The sequence below is a fragment of the Limimaricola sp. G21655-S1 genome, from assembly GCF_027213785.1.
Lineage (GTDB): Bacteria > Pseudomonadota > Alphaproteobacteria > Rhodobacterales > Rhodobacteraceae > Limimaricola.
The window spans coordinates 126017-140564 of sequence record NZ_JAPWGO010000007.1; the positions used below are offsets into that span (position 1 = coordinate 126017).

The 14548-nt window shown below is 67.9% G+C and carries 15 protein-coding genes; 8 read left to right on the plus strand and 7 right to left on the minus strand.

All coding sequences use genetic code 11. From position 1 onward, the window contains the following. Positions 1-12: 12 nt before the first annotated feature. The 6 genes from O4G76_RS09135 to coxB all read right to left on the minus strand — a co-directional run bounded on the left by O4G76_RS09135 (position 13) and on the right by coxB (position 4415). A complete protein-coding gene (locus O4G76_RS09135) occupies positions 13-681 on the minus strand; it encodes an SURF1 family protein (protein WP_269397039.1) in 669 nt (222 codons plus the stop codon). Between the two features lie 88 nt (positions 682-769). Then, positions 770-1570, minus strand: a complete 801-nt coding sequence (locus tag O4G76_RS09140) for a cytochrome c oxidase subunit 3 (RefSeq protein WP_269397040.1) — start codon at positions 1568-1570, stop codon at positions 770-772. A 25-nt stretch (positions 1571-1595) separates the two neighbouring features. After that, a complete protein-coding gene (locus tag O4G76_RS09145; RefSeq protein WP_269397041.1) occupies positions 1596-2210 on the minus strand; it encodes a cytochrome c oxidase assembly protein in 615 nt (204 codons plus the stop codon). Continuing rightward, positions 2207-2410, minus strand: coding sequence for a hypothetical protein (locus O4G76_RS09150; protein ID WP_085894663.1), 204 nt, complete (start codon positions 2408-2410; stop codon positions 2207-2209). The genes O4G76_RS09145 and O4G76_RS09150 overlap by 4 nt, the downstream gene beginning before the upstream one ends. Before the next feature lie 6 nt (positions 2411-2416). Continuing rightward, positions 2417-3385, minus strand: a complete 969-nt coding sequence (gene cyoE / locus O4G76_RS09155; RefSeq protein ID WP_269397042.1) for a heme o synthase — start codon at positions 3383-3385, stop codon at positions 2417-2419. A gap of 172 nt (positions 3386-3557) precedes the next feature. Beyond that, entirely contained in the window at positions 3558-4415 is an 858-nt protein-coding gene (gene coxB, locus O4G76_RS09160; protein WP_269397043.1) for a cytochrome c oxidase subunit II, read from the minus strand. Positions 4416-4604: 189 nt separating this feature from the next. Here coxB and tldD point away from each other — a divergent pair, with 189 nt between their 5' ends. From tldD to O4G76_RS09190, 6 genes are all read left to right on the plus strand, one after another. Beyond that, a complete protein-coding gene (gene tldD / locus O4G76_RS09165) occupies positions 4605-6038 on the plus strand; it encodes a metalloprotease TldD (protein WP_269397044.1) in 1434 nt (477 codons plus the stop codon). Positions 6039-6128: 90 nt separating this feature from the next. After that, positions 6129-7280: a DNA-processing protein DprA gene (gene dprA, locus O4G76_RS09170; protein ID WP_269397045.1), complete on the plus strand. Its 1152-nt coding sequence runs from the start codon at positions 6129-6131 to the stop codon at positions 7278-7280. 98 nt (positions 7281-7378) lie between these two features. Next, positions 7379-10099, plus strand: a complete 2721-nt coding sequence (topA, locus tag O4G76_RS09175; RefSeq protein WP_269397046.1) for a type I DNA topoisomerase — start codon at positions 7379-7381, stop codon at positions 10097-10099. A 107-nt stretch (positions 10100-10206) separates the two neighbouring features. Further along, positions 10207-10902 carry a CoA transferase subunit A gene (locus O4G76_RS09180; protein ID WP_085894657.1) on the plus strand — a complete coding sequence of 232 codons (696 nt, stop codon included), beginning with the start codon at positions 10207-10209 and terminating at the stop codon, positions 10900-10902. 2 nt (positions 10903-10904) lie between these two features. Beyond that, positions 10905-11531: a 3-oxoacid CoA-transferase subunit B gene (locus O4G76_RS09185; RefSeq protein WP_085894656.1), complete on the plus strand. Its 627-nt coding sequence runs from the start codon at positions 10905-10907 to the stop codon at positions 11529-11531. Beyond that, positions 11524-11811 (plus strand): GNAT family N-acetyltransferase, encoded by a 288-nt coding sequence (locus O4G76_RS09190; RefSeq protein ID WP_269397047.1) that lies wholly within the window; start codon positions 11524-11526, stop codon positions 11809-11811. Before O4G76_RS09185 ends, O4G76_RS09190 begins: the two co-directional genes overlap by 8 nt. Here the strand turns inward: O4G76_RS09190 and O4G76_RS09195 are convergent, their stop codons facing one another. Continuing rightward, entirely contained in the window at positions 11812-12645 is an 834-nt protein-coding gene (locus O4G76_RS09195; protein ID WP_269397048.1) for a lytic transglycosylase domain-containing protein, read from the minus strand. Between the two features lie 309 nt (positions 12646-12954). Here O4G76_RS09195 and O4G76_RS09200 point away from each other — a divergent pair, with 309 nt between their 5' ends. Both O4G76_RS09200 and cpaB read left to right on the plus strand, forming a co-directional pair. Then, on the plus strand, positions 12955-13152 hold the full coding sequence (locus O4G76_RS09200) for a hypothetical protein (protein WP_269397049.1): 198 nt from the start codon (positions 12955-12957) through the stop codon (positions 13150-13152). 451 nt (positions 13153-13603) lie between these two features. Further along, complete coding sequence (gene cpaB / locus O4G76_RS09205; protein ID WP_269397050.1) at positions 13604-14470, plus strand: Flp pilus assembly protein CpaB; 867 nt, start codon at positions 13604-13606, stop codon at positions 14468-14470. Positions 14471-14548 lie beyond the last annotated feature (78 nt).

The following is a 14548-nucleotide window of genomic DNA, read 5'->3' on the forward strand; positions in this document are numbered from 1 at the left end:
TGTCCTTCGAAGTCAGGACGCGGCGCGGCGGCCGCGCCACAGGAAGAATCCGGTCATCACGGCCCAGACGGCGGCCAGCGAGAACCAGGTGATGGCGTAACCGAGGTGGTCGTTCGGCACGGCGCCGCTGTCAAGCGGCATGGGCGCGGTTCCGATCGCCGGCGTGATGCGACGCGCCACCACCAGAAGCGGCGCGGTGCCGAGCGCCGCGGCCATCGGCCCGACGTCGCGGGCATACCAGATATTGGCGGCCGTGTCGGGGGCCGGGGTCCAATCGTCGACCTCCTGCGGCCAATGCAGGTTTCCGGTGATCATCGCTTTCGGCGTGGCGCGGCTCAGATCCTTGGCCCCGAGCGGCACGAAGCCCAGATCGGCCATGACACGGCGCCCGCCGGTCTCGAGCACGCCGATCACCCGGTAACCCGGCCCGTCGGCGGCGCTGAGCACGTGGATCTCCTCGCCGGTGAGCCGTCCCTCCGCCACCACCGGCAAGAAGCGCTGCGCCTGCGGATCGGCGGTGCCGACGCCCGAGAGCGGCACGGGGGCGGCGAGGATGCGCGCGTCGAGATCGGCGAGGATCGCGGTCTTCCAACTCAGGCGCTGGACCTGCCAGACCCCGAGGCCGATCAGGATCGCGCAGCCCAGGACGCCCATCAGCAGCGGTAGAACAATGCGTCGCATCTTGTCTCCGGAAACGAGAAGGACGCGCGAGAGGGCCCGCGCGTCCGTGTTGGGTGGGCTGTCGTGGCGGGCGCGAGGCCCTGCCGTATCAGCTGCCCCAGACGTAGATCGAGAAGAACAGGAACAGCCACACCACATCGACGAAGTGCCAGTACCAGGCCGCCGCCTCGAAGCCGACATGCTTCTCCGGGGTGAAATCGCCGCGCTGCAGGCGGTACAGGCAGACCGCAAGGAAGATCGTGCCGATGATCACATGCGCGCCGTGAAAGCCGGTCGCCATGAAGAACACGCCGCCATAGACGTTGCCGCCGAAGCTGAACGGCGCTTCCCAGTATTCCAGGGCCTGGAACGCGGTGAAGATCACGCCGAGACCGATGGCGATCAGCAGACCGTTGCGCATGTCCTTGCGGTTGTTCTCGTGCACCAGCGCGTGGTGCGCCCAAGTCGCCGCCGCGCCGGAGCACAGCAGGATCAGCGTGTTGATCAGCGGCAGGTGCCAGGGATCGAAGGTGGTGATGCCCTCGGGCGGCCAGGTGCCGTCGACCATCGGGCTCTCGGGGCCCATAGGGTAGAGCGCGTTCTTGAAGAAGGCCCAGAACCATGCCGCGAAGAACATGACCTCGGACATGATGAACATGATGAAGCCGTAGCGCAGACCGATCCGGACCACCGGGGTGTGGTCGCCCTGGCGGCTTTCGCCGATCACGTCGGCCCACCAGCCATACATGGTGTAGAGCACCGCCGCGAGGCCGATCAGGAACAGCCAGGGGCCGGAGCCGTGCATCCAGACGACCGCGCCGAACAGCATGGCGAAGGCGCCGGCGGCCGACAGGAACGGCCAGATGGACGGGGCCAGGATGTGATAATCGTGGTTCTTTTCATGCGCCATTCGTTCGGTCCCTCGGGCCTTTCGTTCAGTTCGTGTCTATCGCCTGAGCGGCGGTGCGTGTCAAAGACTCGTTGCCCGGCGCCAGTGCCGCCGTCTCCGTGTCCTCGGGCAGGTCGATCTCGTAGAAGGTGTAGCTCAGCGTGATCTCGTGGACATACTTGGCCTCGCGATCCTCGACGATCTCGGGGTCCACGAAGAAGCTGACCGGCATCAGCACCGTCTCGCCGGGCTGCAGCACCTGCTCGGTGAAGCAGAAGCATTCGATCTTCTCGAAATAGCCGCCGGCCGAATAGGGCGCGACATTGTAGCTCGCCTGACCGGCGACGGCCCGCTCGGTCGGGTTGTGCGCCTCGTAGAAGGCGAGGCCCGTCTCGCCGATCCTGATCTCCATCTCGCGTTCGACCGGCTTGAACTCCCACGGCATGCCGCGGTCGAGCGAGGCGTCGAAGCGCACGGTGATGGTCTGGTCGAGCACCGTGTCCGATCCCGCCTCGGCCACCGAGGTGGCGCCGCCGAAGCCGGTGACGCGGCAGAACCACGAGTAGAATGGCACGGCCGCCCAGGCCAGGGCGCCCATCACGACGACCACGCCGACCATCTGCAGCGCGGTACGGCGCAGCTTGCGGTCGCGATCGGTCATTGCGCGGCCCCCTCCTGCGGCACGAGCTGCGGGCGCGCCACGTGATCGAAGCGCTCCAGCTCGACGATCGAGCCGAGCGACAACGTCTTGACCACGGTCAGGCCGAAGATCAGGGCGACGAAGCCCACGAGCAGCAGCCCGACGCCCCAGTTGCGGCCCCGCCGGCGGTGATGCAGTTCATGTTCGACACGCATGGACATGTCTCCTTATGCCCCGACCAGCCCCGACAGGATCTGCCAGGAACCACCCCAGGGACGTAGCGCCGCCTCGATCAGAAGCGCGCCGAAATGCAGGAAGAGATAGCCGAGCGAGATCTTGAAGACCTTCTTCTCGGCGGCGTAGCCATCGGCCTCGGCCTGCTCCTCGCTGCGACGGAACAGCTGCCACGCACCGCCCAGGAACTGCAGGTTCAGCACCAAAGCGATGGCGAGGTAGATCGGCCCGCCGATCGACGTGAATCCTAGGCCCAGCGCCACCGGCACCAGAAGCACGGTGTATGCGAGGATATGGCGGCGGGTCGAGCGGCGGCCATGCGTCTCGGTCAGCATCGGCACGCCCGCATCGCCGTAATCCGACTTCACGAACAGCGCCAGCGCCCAGAAATGCGGCGGCGTCCACATGAAGGTCAGCGCGAACATCAGCACGCTTTCGATGGCGATGTCGCCGGTGGCGGCCGCCCAGCCGATCATCGGAGGAAAGGCCCCCGCGGCGCCGCCGATGACGATGTTCTGCGGCGTCGAGCGCTTGAGCCACATCGTGTAGATCACGGCGTAGAAGAAGATGGTGAAGGCCAGCAGCCCCGCGGCGAGAGGGCCGGCGGCGAGGAACAGCACCAGCACCGAGAAGCCCGACAGCGCGAGGCCCAGCGCCAGCGCGTCGCCCGGCGTGGTCTTGCCAGCGGGGATCGGGCGGCTCTTGGTGCGGCGCATGATCGCGTCGATGTCGGCATCCCACCACATGTTGAGCGCGCCGGAGGCGCCGCCGCCCACCGCGATGCACAGGATCGCCACGAAGCCCAGGAACGGATTCACCGCGACGGGGGCCACCAGCAGGCCCACCAGCGCGGTGAAGACCACGAGCGACATCACCCGCGGCTTGAGCAGCGCAAAGTAGTCCTTGAGCCCGGCCTCGGGGGCCCCGGGATAGCTCAGATCGGTCATGCTGGCATCGGTCATGCGGGCTCCCGTCCGGCGGTCATCATCCGCCGTGGCTGCTGGCGCGGTCGCGGGGTGCCTCGACCCCGGCTGCGCGGCCGGGCGGTCCCGGCCGGTCGTCATGTCGAATGGCGGCGGCGCCGCCCCGTGGGGCGGGCGCCTGCGCGCCCTGCCCCTCGGTTCACTAACCGGCTCAGGCCGGGAACTCTTCCTTGGCGCCCGCGAGCCACTGCTCGTAGGCCTCCGGGCTCACCACCTTGACGGTGATCGGCATATAGGCGTGATCCTTGCCGCAAAGCTCAGAGCACTGGCCGAAATAGACGCCTTCCTGCTCGGCCTCGAACCACAGCTGGGCGATCCGGCCCGGCACCGCGTCCTGCTTCACGCCGAAGGCGGGAATGGTCCAGGAATGGATCACGTCGGCGGCGGTCACGTCCATCACCACGGTCGCGCCCACGGGGACCACCACGGCGGTATCGGTCGCCAGCTTGAACTCGTCGGCGCCGTAGCCGGCCTCGTTCAGCTCGGCCAGGATCTCTTCGTTGAGGTTGCCCATGCCCGCGCCGATCATGAAGCTCTCGAAGGCGACCTCCTCGTCGGGATACTCGTAGCCCCAGTACCACTGGAAGCCGGTCACCTTGATGTGCACGTCGCCCTCGGGGATCTCCTGCTGGTCGAACAGCACCGGCAGGGAGAAGGCGCCGATGAAGATCAGGATGACGATCGGCACCACGGTCCAGGCGATCTCGAGCGGCGAGTTGTGGGTGAAGGTCGCCGGATTCGGATTGGACTTGCGGTTGTAGCGCAGGATCACGAAGGCCAGCAGGCCGGTGACGAAGAGCGTGATCGCGGTGATGATGACGAGCAGCATCCCGTCGAGCCAGTGGATGTCGCGCGCCAGCTTGGTCGCGGCGGGCTGCCAGCCCACGGCCCCATCGACCGGACGGCCGATGATCGGCAGTTCGGCGATCGTCTCCTGTGCCGAGACCATGCTCGCCGTCAGTGTGGCGGCGGCGGTCCCGAGCACGGCGAGGGGCTTTGTGAGGTGCATGTCTCTACCTTGCGTGTGTGGCGTAAGTCGGCGCCCCGAGGCCCCCGCCGCGGCGGAATCCCCTGTCGTCCGCGGGTCTATTCCCATAAACTGTCGCGCAGAACAAGCTGTCGGGTTGCGGCAAACGGACGCTCGCCCTACCTGCCCGTCGCCTTCATTCCCCGCCCAGAGCCCCGACGAGGACGCCAGATGACCGCACGACAGGCCGAGCCCGCCTTCGATCCTTTCGCCACCCATCTCGACCGCGCCGCGGCATTGCGGCTGCTGCGCGAGGCGGTGGCCGGCGCCGATGACGGCGAGCTGTTCCTCGAGCGTCGCCGCTCCGAGGTGCTGGGCTTCGACGATGGCCGTCTGAAGCACGCCAATTTCGATGCGGCCGAGGGCTTCGGCCTGCGCGCTGTGCGCGGCGAAACCTCGGGCTATGCGCATTCGACCAGTATCGACGAGGCGGCGCTGAAGCGTGCGGTGGCGACCGCGCGGCTCGCGGTGGGCGATGGAGGCGGCAGCCTCGCGGAGGCCCCTGCCCGTACCAACAGGCACCTCTATACCGATGCCGACCCGATCGCCGGCGCCGCCTTCGGGGTGAAGGTCGACCTCCTGCGCGAGATCGACGCCTTTGCCCGTGCGCTCGACCCGAAGGTGGTGCAGGTCACCGCGAGCCTCGCCGCCTCGCATCAGGAGGTGGCGATCCTGCGGCCCGAGGACGCTCTTTATACCGACATCCGCCCGATGGCGCGGATCTCGATCGGTGTCATCGTCGAGAAGGACGGACGCCGCGAGAGCGGCCATATGGGCGGCGGCGGCCGTTTCGGCCTCGACGGGTTGATGGCCCGCGATCACTGGGAGCCGGTGGTGCGCGAGGCGCTGCGCATCGCCCTGGTCAATCTCGACGCCGAGGCGGCACCCGCAGGCGTCATGGACGTGGTGCTGGGGCCGGGCTGGCCCGGGATCCTGCTGCACGAGGCGGTGGGGCACGGGCTCGAGGGCGACTTCAATCGCAAGGGCTCCTCGGCCTTTGCCGGGCTGATGGGCAGCCAGGTCGCCGCCAAGGGCGTCACCGTGCTCGATGACGGCACCATCCCCGACCGGCGCGGCTCTCTCACCTTCGACGACGAAGGCACGCCTTCGAACCGCACCACGCTGATCGAGGACGGCAAGCTGGTGGGTTACATGCAAGACCGGCAGAACGCCCGGCTGATGGGCGTGGCCCCCACCGGCAATGGCCGTCGCGAGAGCTTTGCCCACACGCCGATGCCGCGCATGACCAACACCTACATGCTGGCGGGCAAGGACGACCCGGCCGGGATGGTGGCGGATCTGAAGGACGGCATCTGGGCCGTGGGGTTCGGCGGCGGACAGGTCGACATCACGAGCGGCAAGTTCGTCTTTTCCTGTACCGAGGCCTACCGGGTGAAGAACGGCAAGATCGGCGCGCCGGTCAAGGGCGCGACGCTGATAGGCGACGGCGCCACGGCGCTGCAGAAGATCCGCGCCATCGGCAACGATCTCGCGCTCGACCCCGGGATCGGCAATTGCGGCAAGGCCGGGCAATGGGTGCCGGTGGGGGTGGGGCAGCCCTCGCTGGCGATCGGCGGGCTGACGGTGGGCGGGTCGGGAAGCTGAGCCCCGCAGATCCCACCGCCATGCCCGCTGCGGTTTACGCCTCATTAACCGAGTCGCCTTAAACCTGAGCGGGCAACAGGCGAGGCGCGGATGTCCCAGGAACCGACTTCTTCCGCTCACCCCCCACTCCCACCCACCTCGGAAGAAGACACGCTGTCCCGCCTCCGCCTGTTGCGCTCTCGCCGCGTGGGCATCGCCACCTACTGGCGCCTGATGGCCGAGCATGGTTCAGCTCGGGCCGCGCTGGAGGCGCTGCCCGACGTCGCCCGCGCTGCCGGCATCGAAGACTATGCCCCCTGCCCGGTCGAGGCCGCTCATGCCGAAATGGCGGCGGCCCGATCCGCAGGCGCGCATCTGCTGGCGCATGGCGATCCGCTCTACCCTGCCGATCTCGCCGCCCTGCCCGACGCCCCGCCGCTCCTGTGGCTGCGCGGCCGCGCGGCCCTGCTGCGCCGCCCGATGCTGGCCCTGGTGGGTGCCCGAAACGCCTCGTCGCTGGGGCTGCGCATGGCGCGCCGGCTGGCGGCCGAGTTATCGGAGGCAGGCTGGATCGTGGTGTCGGGTCTGGCACGCGGCATCGATGCGTACGCACACGAGGCCGCGTTGACCGGCGGCACCATCGCCGTCGCCGCGGGGGGCGTCGATGTCGTCTACCCGCCGGAGAACGCGGATCTGACGGCGCGCATCGCCCGCGACGGGCTGATCCTGTCCGAACAGCCGCCCGGGCTCGTGCCGCAGGGGCGACATTTCCCGGCGCGCAACCGCATCGTCGCCGGGCTGTCGCGGGCGGTGCTGGTGGTCGAGGCGGCGGCGCGCTCGGGCAGTTTGATCACCGCGCGTGCCGGGCTCGATGCGGGGCGTGAGGTGATGGCGGTGCCGGGACACCCCTTCGATGCCCGCGCCGGCGGCTGCAACCTGCTGATCCGCGATGGGGCGACATTGGTCCGGGGCGCCCGGGACGTGCTCGACATCATCGGTCGCATCGCGCCATCGGCATCGACGCTGCCAAAGTCCCCCGATGCGCCGCCGGAACCGCGCAAGGGCCCGAGCGAGGCGGTGTCGGCGCGCATTCTCGACCGGCTCGGCGCCGCGCCGCTTGCCGAAGATCAACTGCTGCGCGATCTCGGCCTGCCCGCCGCTCAGGTCAGCCAGGCGCTCGTCGATCTTGAACTGTCGGGCCATGTCGCCCGACAGCCGGGCGGTCTGCTGGCGCGGCACGGCCCCGCGAATGGCGCGGGGTAAGCCCGAACGCCACCGGACAGAGGGCGCATTGACATTGCGGCGGCCCCCGCCACATGTTGCCCGCCCAAAGCGCCCCTCCCCTGTCCCGAGGATTCCCCATGCCCGTCGTCGTCGTCGAATCTCCGGCCAAGGCCAAGACGATCAACACTTATCTCGGGTCGGACTATACCGTCCTCGCCTCCTACGGGCATGTCCGCGACCTGCCGCCCAAGGATGGTTCGGTCGATACCGACAATGATTTTGACATGCGCTGGGAGGTCGGTGCGGATTCGCGCAAGCACGTGAAGGCGATCGCCGACGCGCTCAAATCCGACCCGAACCTGATCCTCGCCACCGACCCCGATCGCGAGGGGGAAGCGATCTCTTGGCACCTTCAGGAGGCGCTCACCGCGCGCAAGGTGCTCAAGAAGGACACGCCGGTCAGCCGCGTCGTGTTCAACGCGATCACCAAGGCCGCCGTGACCGAGGCGATGAAGAACCCGCGCGAGGTCGATGCGCCGCTGGTGCACGCTTATCTGGCGCGCCGCGCGCTCGACTACCTCGTGGGCTTCAACCTCTCGCCGGTGCTCTGGCGCAAACTGCCCGGCGCGAAATCGGCCGGACGCGTGCAGTCGGTCTGCCTGCGGCTCATCGTCGAGCGCGAGATGGAGATCGAGGCGTTCAAGCCGCGCGAATACTGGAGCGTGAAGGCGCAGCTGGTCACGCCGCGTGGCCAGGAATACGAAGCGCGCCTCACCGTTCTGGCCGGCAAGAAGCTCGACCGCTTTGACATCGCCGACCGGACCCAGGCCGAGATGGCGGTGCAGGCGGTGGCCTCGCGCGATCTCACCGTGTCTTCGGTCGAGGCGAAGCCGGCGTCACGCAACCCCTCCGCGCCCTTCATGACCTCGACGCTGCAGCAGGAAGCCAGCCGCAAGTTCGGCATGGGCGCGCGCGCCACCATGTCGGCCGCCCAGCGCCTCTACGAGGCAGGCTACATCACCTACATGCGGACCGACGGCATCGACATGGCGCCCGAGGCGGTGATGGCCGCCCGCGACGAGATCAAGTCGCGCTACGGCGAGGCCTACGTGCCCAAGAGCCCGCGCATGTACAAGAACAAGGCCAAGAACGCGCAGGAGGCGCACGAGTGCATCCGCCCGACCGACATGTCGCGCGACGCCTCGAAGCTCGCGCGTCTCGAAGCCGACCAGCGCAAGCTCTACGACCTGATCTGGAAGCGGACGCTGGCCTGCCAGATGGAAGCGGCGCGGCTGGAACGCACAACCGTCGACATCGCGAGCCGCGACGAGCAGGTAATGCTGCGCGCCACCGGCCAGGTCGTGCTCTTCGACGGCTTCCTCAAGGTCTATGAAGAGGGCCGCGACGACGTCGAGAGCGACGACGACCGCCGCCTGCCGCAGATCCATCAGGGCGAGGCTGCCAAGTTCGCCTCCGGCACGCTCAAGGCTGCCTTCGCCAAGGCGACCGAGGAGAACAAGGACGCGGCCGTGCTCGGAGGCCCCGACGCCGTACTGGCGCTGCAGCACCACACCCAGCCGCCGCCGCGCTACACCGAGGCGACGCTGGTGAAGCGGATGGAAGAGCTCGGCATCGGCCGCCCCTCGACCTATGCCAGTGTCATCGGCACGATCCAGGACCGCGATTACGTCACCAAGGACAAGAACCGGCTGATCCCGCAGGACAAGGGCCGGATCGTCACGATCTTCCTTCTGAACTTCTTCAAGCGCTACGTGGAGTACGACTTCACGGCCGAGCTCGAGGAGCAGCTCGACGACGTCTCGGCCGGCAAGGCCGACTACAAGGAGCTGCTGGCGCGGTTCTGGCGCGATTTCTCGGCGGCGATCGCCGAAACCTCGGAGCTTCGGATCACCGAGGTGCTCGACGTGCTCGACGAGGCGCTGGCGCCGCAGCTCTACCCGCCGCGCGAGGACGGCTCCGACCCGCGCATCTGCCCGCAATGCGGCACCGGCAAGCTGCATCTGAAGACCTCGCGCACCGGCGGCTTCGTCGGCTGCGGCAATTATCCCGAGTGCCGCTATACCCGTCCCATCGGTGGCGATGGCGCCGACACCGGCGCCGACCGGGTGCTGGGCGAGGATGGCGGCGACGAGATCTGGCTCAAGACCGGGCGCTTCGGTCCCTATGTCCAGCGTGGCGAGCCGACCGAGGATCAGCCCAAGCCGCCGCGCGCCTCGTTGCCCAAGGGCTGGCAGGCCGACGCGATGGATCTCGACAAGGCACTGACGCTCCTGTCGCTGCCGCGCCTCGTCGGCCATCACCCCGAGGATGGCGAACCGATCGAGGCCGGGCTGGGACGCTTCGGCCCCTTCGTCAAGCATGGCAAGCTCTATGCCAACCTCAAGGAGGTCGACGAGGTCTTCGAGATCGGCATGAACCGCGCGGTGGAACTGCTGGCGCAGAAGGCCGCCGGGCGCGGTGGCCGGGGCGCCGCCGCCAAGGCGCTCAAGGAGCTGGGCGAGCACCCCTCGGGCGGCGCGATCTCGGTGATGCCCGGGCGTTACGGCCCCTATGTGAAGTGGGAAAAAGTCAACGCGACCCTGCCCAAGGATCTGGAACCCGAGGCGGTGACGCTGGAGCAGGCGATCGCCCTGGTCGATGAGAAGGCCGCCAAGGGCGGCAAGAAGAAGGCACCGGCCAAGAAGGCGGCGGCGAAGAAACCCGCTGCCAAGAAGACCGCGGCCGGCAAGACCACCGCGGCCAAGAAGACCACGGCCAAATCGACGGCGGCCAAGAAGGCTCCCGCCAAGAAAGCGCCCGCGAAGAAGGCCGAGGCCCCCGACGAGGCGGCCGAATAGGTCCCTCAGCCGGGTGAAAGCCGCGCCGCCCGCTGCGGCGCGGCATCCGCATTGACTTCGCGCGCCGCCGGCGCAAGTCTCGCCCCCGTGACAACAGGGGGAGACGCATGAACAAGATCTATCCGGACGCGGCCGCCGCGCTCGACGGGCTCCTGTCCGACGGGATGCTGATCGCCGCCGGGGGCTTTGGCCTCTGCGGCATTCCAGAGCTTCTGATCGCCGCCATCCGCGACGCGGGCACGAAGGATCTGACCTTCGCCTCGAACAATGCGGGCGTCGACGATTTCGGCCTGGGGCTCCTGTTGCAGACCCGGCAGGTGAAGAAGATGATCTCCTCCTATGTGGGCGAGAACGCCGAGTTCATGCGCCAGTATCTCTCGGGCGAGCTGGAACTGGAGTTCACGCCGCAGGGCACGCTCGCCGAGCGGATGCGCGCCGGCGGCTCCGGCATCCCCGGCTTCTACACCAAGACCGGCGTCGGCACGAAGGTGGCCGAGGGCAAGGAGGAGAAGGTCTTCGACGGCGAGACCTACATCCTCGAGCGCGGCATCGTCGCCGATTTGTCGATCGTCAAGGCGTGGAAGGCCGACGAGACCGGCAACCTCGTCTTCCGCAAGACCGCCCGCAACTTCAACCCGCCCGCCGCGATGGCCGGGCGCGTCTGCGTGGCCGAAGTCGAGGAAATCGTGCCCGCCGGATCGCTCGACCCCGACCATATCCACCTGCCCGGCATCTACGTGCACCGCCTGATCCAGGGCGAGCATGAAAAGCGCATCGAACAGCGCACCATCAGGGAGGCTTGATCATGGGCTGGGATCGCAAGCAGATGGCGGCGCGCGCCGCGCAGGAACTCGAGGACGGCACCTATGTGAACCTCGGGATCGGCATTCCGACCCTGGTGCCGAACTACATCCCCGAAGGGGTGCACGTGACGCTGCAATCCGAGAACGGGATGCTTGGCATGGGCCCCTTCCCGACCGAGGACGAGATCGACCCGGATCTCATCAACGCGGGCAAGCAGACCATCACCGAGCTGCCGCATACCGCCTATTTCGACAGCGCCACCAGCTTCGGGATGATCCGCGGCGGCAAGATCGCGATGGCGATCCTCGGCGCGATGGAAGTGGCCGAGAACGGCGATCTGGCGAACTGGATGATTCCCGGCAAGCTGGTGAAAGGCATGGGCGGCGCGATGGATCTGGTCGCCGGCGTCGGCCGCGTCGTGGTGGTGATGGACCACACCTCCAAGCATGGCGACAGCAAGTTGCTGAAGGAATGCACGCTGCCGCTCACCGGCAAGGGCGTGGTCGATCGGGTGATCACCAATCTCGGTGTGCTCGACGTGGTCGAGGGCGGGCTGAAGATCGTGGAAACGGCGCCCGGCGTGACCGAGCAGGATATCCGCGACGCCACCGAGGCGACCATTGTCTGATCGAGAGATCCGCCGCGAAGGCGGCCCCGACAGGGGCCGCTACGCGCTCGACCTCGGCGGCGGCGCCGAGGCCGAGCTGACCTGGGTGGCGCGGGGCGATACCCGCATCGCCACGCATACCGGCGTGCCGCGCGAGCATGAGGGGCGGGGCCACGCCGCCGCTCTCGTCGCGGCGATGGTCGAGGACGCGAAGGCCGAGGGCTTCCGCATCGTCCCCGCCTGCTCCTATGTCGCGCTCTGGGCGCGCAGGCATCCCGAGGCGGCAGCGCAATTCGCCTGATCAGAGGCTGTTGACCGAGAAGACGCACCCGTCGCTCATCAGCACCGGTGGCGTCAGGCACAGCCCGCGCGCCACCGTCCACGCCGCGAGCACCTTGGGCACATAGGCACGGGTCTCGGCATAGGGCGGCACGCCGGCATTGTCGTGCACCGATCCTTCGCCCGCATTGTACCCCGCGAGAGCGAGGATCGGGTCGCGGCCGAAATGCTCCATCAACCAGTCGAGATAGGCGATCCCGCCGCGGATGTTCTCCGGCGCGATCGCACGGTCCTTCACTCCGAATCGGGCTGCCGTGGCCGGCATCAGCTGCATCAGCCCCTGCGCGCCCGCGGAACTGACCGCATCGGCCCGGCCGGCGCTCTCGACGGAGATCACCGCCAACACCAGCGCCGGCGACACGCGGGTGCCGATCGTCGCCCGCATGATGTCGGCTCCGTACCGCCCGGCGATCTCCTGCAGATGCTGCAATCGTGGCCCCGCTGCCGCGCCGGGTGGCGCGTCGCGCAGCGCCGCCAGCGCCAGCTCCAGCCGTCCCGGCCCACCATCGGCCAGCCGTGGCGACACCGCGCTCCAGAACCAGGCGGCCGTCGTGTCGCCGCTTTTCCTGCCGGCGCCGGAGGCAGATCCCGCAGCAGCGGGGGCCAAAGGGGCGGCGCGCGCGACAGGGGCGACGGGAGAGATCTGCACGGTGATGCGCCGGGCACCAGGCTGCGGCACGGCGATGCGCCGGAAGGTGAAGTCGGTTCCGATTCGCTCGGCTGCGACCTCGCTCGCCAGCGCGAATCCCAGCGCCACCGCCAAGGCGATTCCGGGTAATCTCCTGCCGATCCGCATCCGCCCGCCTCGTGGTACCGTGATTCCGGCTTCAGCCTAGCGTTGCGCATCCGGCAACGATGCCCCCCGGACGCGGGGATTTCGCCGTTGATGAAAATTCGACACGGCCTTTGGTATAGGGACGGGCCTTACAACCGGATAGGCGCAAGCTTCATGTGCTGTGAAAACGCGCCAAGACCGACAAACTCCCGCCCCAATCCGACAGCTATATGGGTCCATCCACTGCGGTGATCGGGTCAGAGCCTGACAGACACGAGACAGTCCGCACGGGTAGGGAACGAAATCATCACCCCCCAGGAGGGACCTCACATGCTCAACTTCTTCAAGAAATTCTCCCAGGACGAAGCCGGCGCCGTCACCGTCGATTGGGTCGTTCTCACCGCTGCCATCGTCGGCCTCGGCGTCGCGATCATGACGCAGGTCGGCGCAGGTGCTAAGAATATGGCCACTGACATCAATAACTCTCTCGCAGACGGAACGGTTTCTGCATCGACCGCAACTTACTAATCCGCCTTTCATCGCAAGCTACCGGGGGCCACAGCATGCTGTGGCCCCCGGTCCTATTTCAAACGCTCGGCGATATCAGAAATCGGGCAAAGCGGATTTTCCGCGACCCGACGAACAGGTGTCCTGTTCTTGACGCCGGGCATTCATCGCCTCGCCACAATCCGCAGTCACGGTTAGCTGATACTTAAGCCAATGGGCTTCGGGCCCGACGAGGATCGGACATATGAGGCGGCGCATTCGAGCACTATGGGACTGTGATACCGGGTCAGTGACCGAATGGGTCGCCATCGCAGGAAGCAGCATTGCACTTGCCCTGTTGGTCGGCGTGGCCTTCACAAAGATAGGTACCAGCTCGGCCGACAACCTGCGCAGTTCCGTTCAGGCGGTACTGCCGAAGGCTGCCAGTGTTAGCCCATAAGCCGCGTGTCGATCAGGTGCTAGGAGAAACGAAATGAGAATGGTGTTCGGTCTGGTCTTCGCCCTCGGCCTCGGCCTAGCGGGCTACGCGGTCTACATGGTGAAAGGCTATTTCGATCAGCAAGAGGCCGTGCTGGCGGCCGAGCGCGCGGCCGCCGCCAACCGCTTGCCGACCGTCGAAGTGGTGGGCGTGAAGAACCCCCTGCCCTACGGCACCGTGATCACCCGCGAAGATCTCAAGCCGATCCAGTACACCGAGGCATTCTTGCCGGAGGGCACCTTCCCCGACCTCGAGGCGCTGTTCCCGGAGGGCGAGGATGTGCCGCGCCTCGTGCTTCGTCCGATGGAGCCGAACGAGCCGATCCTCGCCGCCAAGATCACCGCGCCGGGCGGCGATGCCGGGATCAGCACGCGGCTCGGCACCGGCATGCGCGCCTTCGCGATCAGCGTCAACGCGACCAGCGGCGTCTCCGGCTTCCTGCGGCCGGGCGACCGGGTCGACGTCTACTGGACCGGCTCGGTCTCGGTGGGTGGCAACTCGCGCGAGGTCACCAAGCTGATCGAAACCGGTCTCGAACTGATCGGTGTCGACCAGACCGCCGACCAGACCCGCGCCGAGGCCATGGTGGCGCGCACCGTGACCGTACAGGCCTCGCCGCAGCAGGTCGCCAAGCTGGCACAGGCGCAATCCACCGGCACCCTGGCGCTGTCGCTGGTCGGGCTGCGCGATGACAGCGTCGCGGGTGCCGTCGAGGTCGACCAGCGCAGCCTGCTCGGCATCGTCGAGGAAGAGAAAGAGCCGCAGATCATCGCAGCACCGGCGCCCGCGCCCGAAGTCTGCACCGTGCGCACCCGGCGCGGCGCCGAGGTGGTCGAGATCGCGATCCCCTGCACCAACTGAGCCTGCCCCGTGGCGTTCGGCCTGTGGCCGGACGTCCACAACCCCGCGCAACAAGGCGGCGCGCGTTGCAATGCCCCG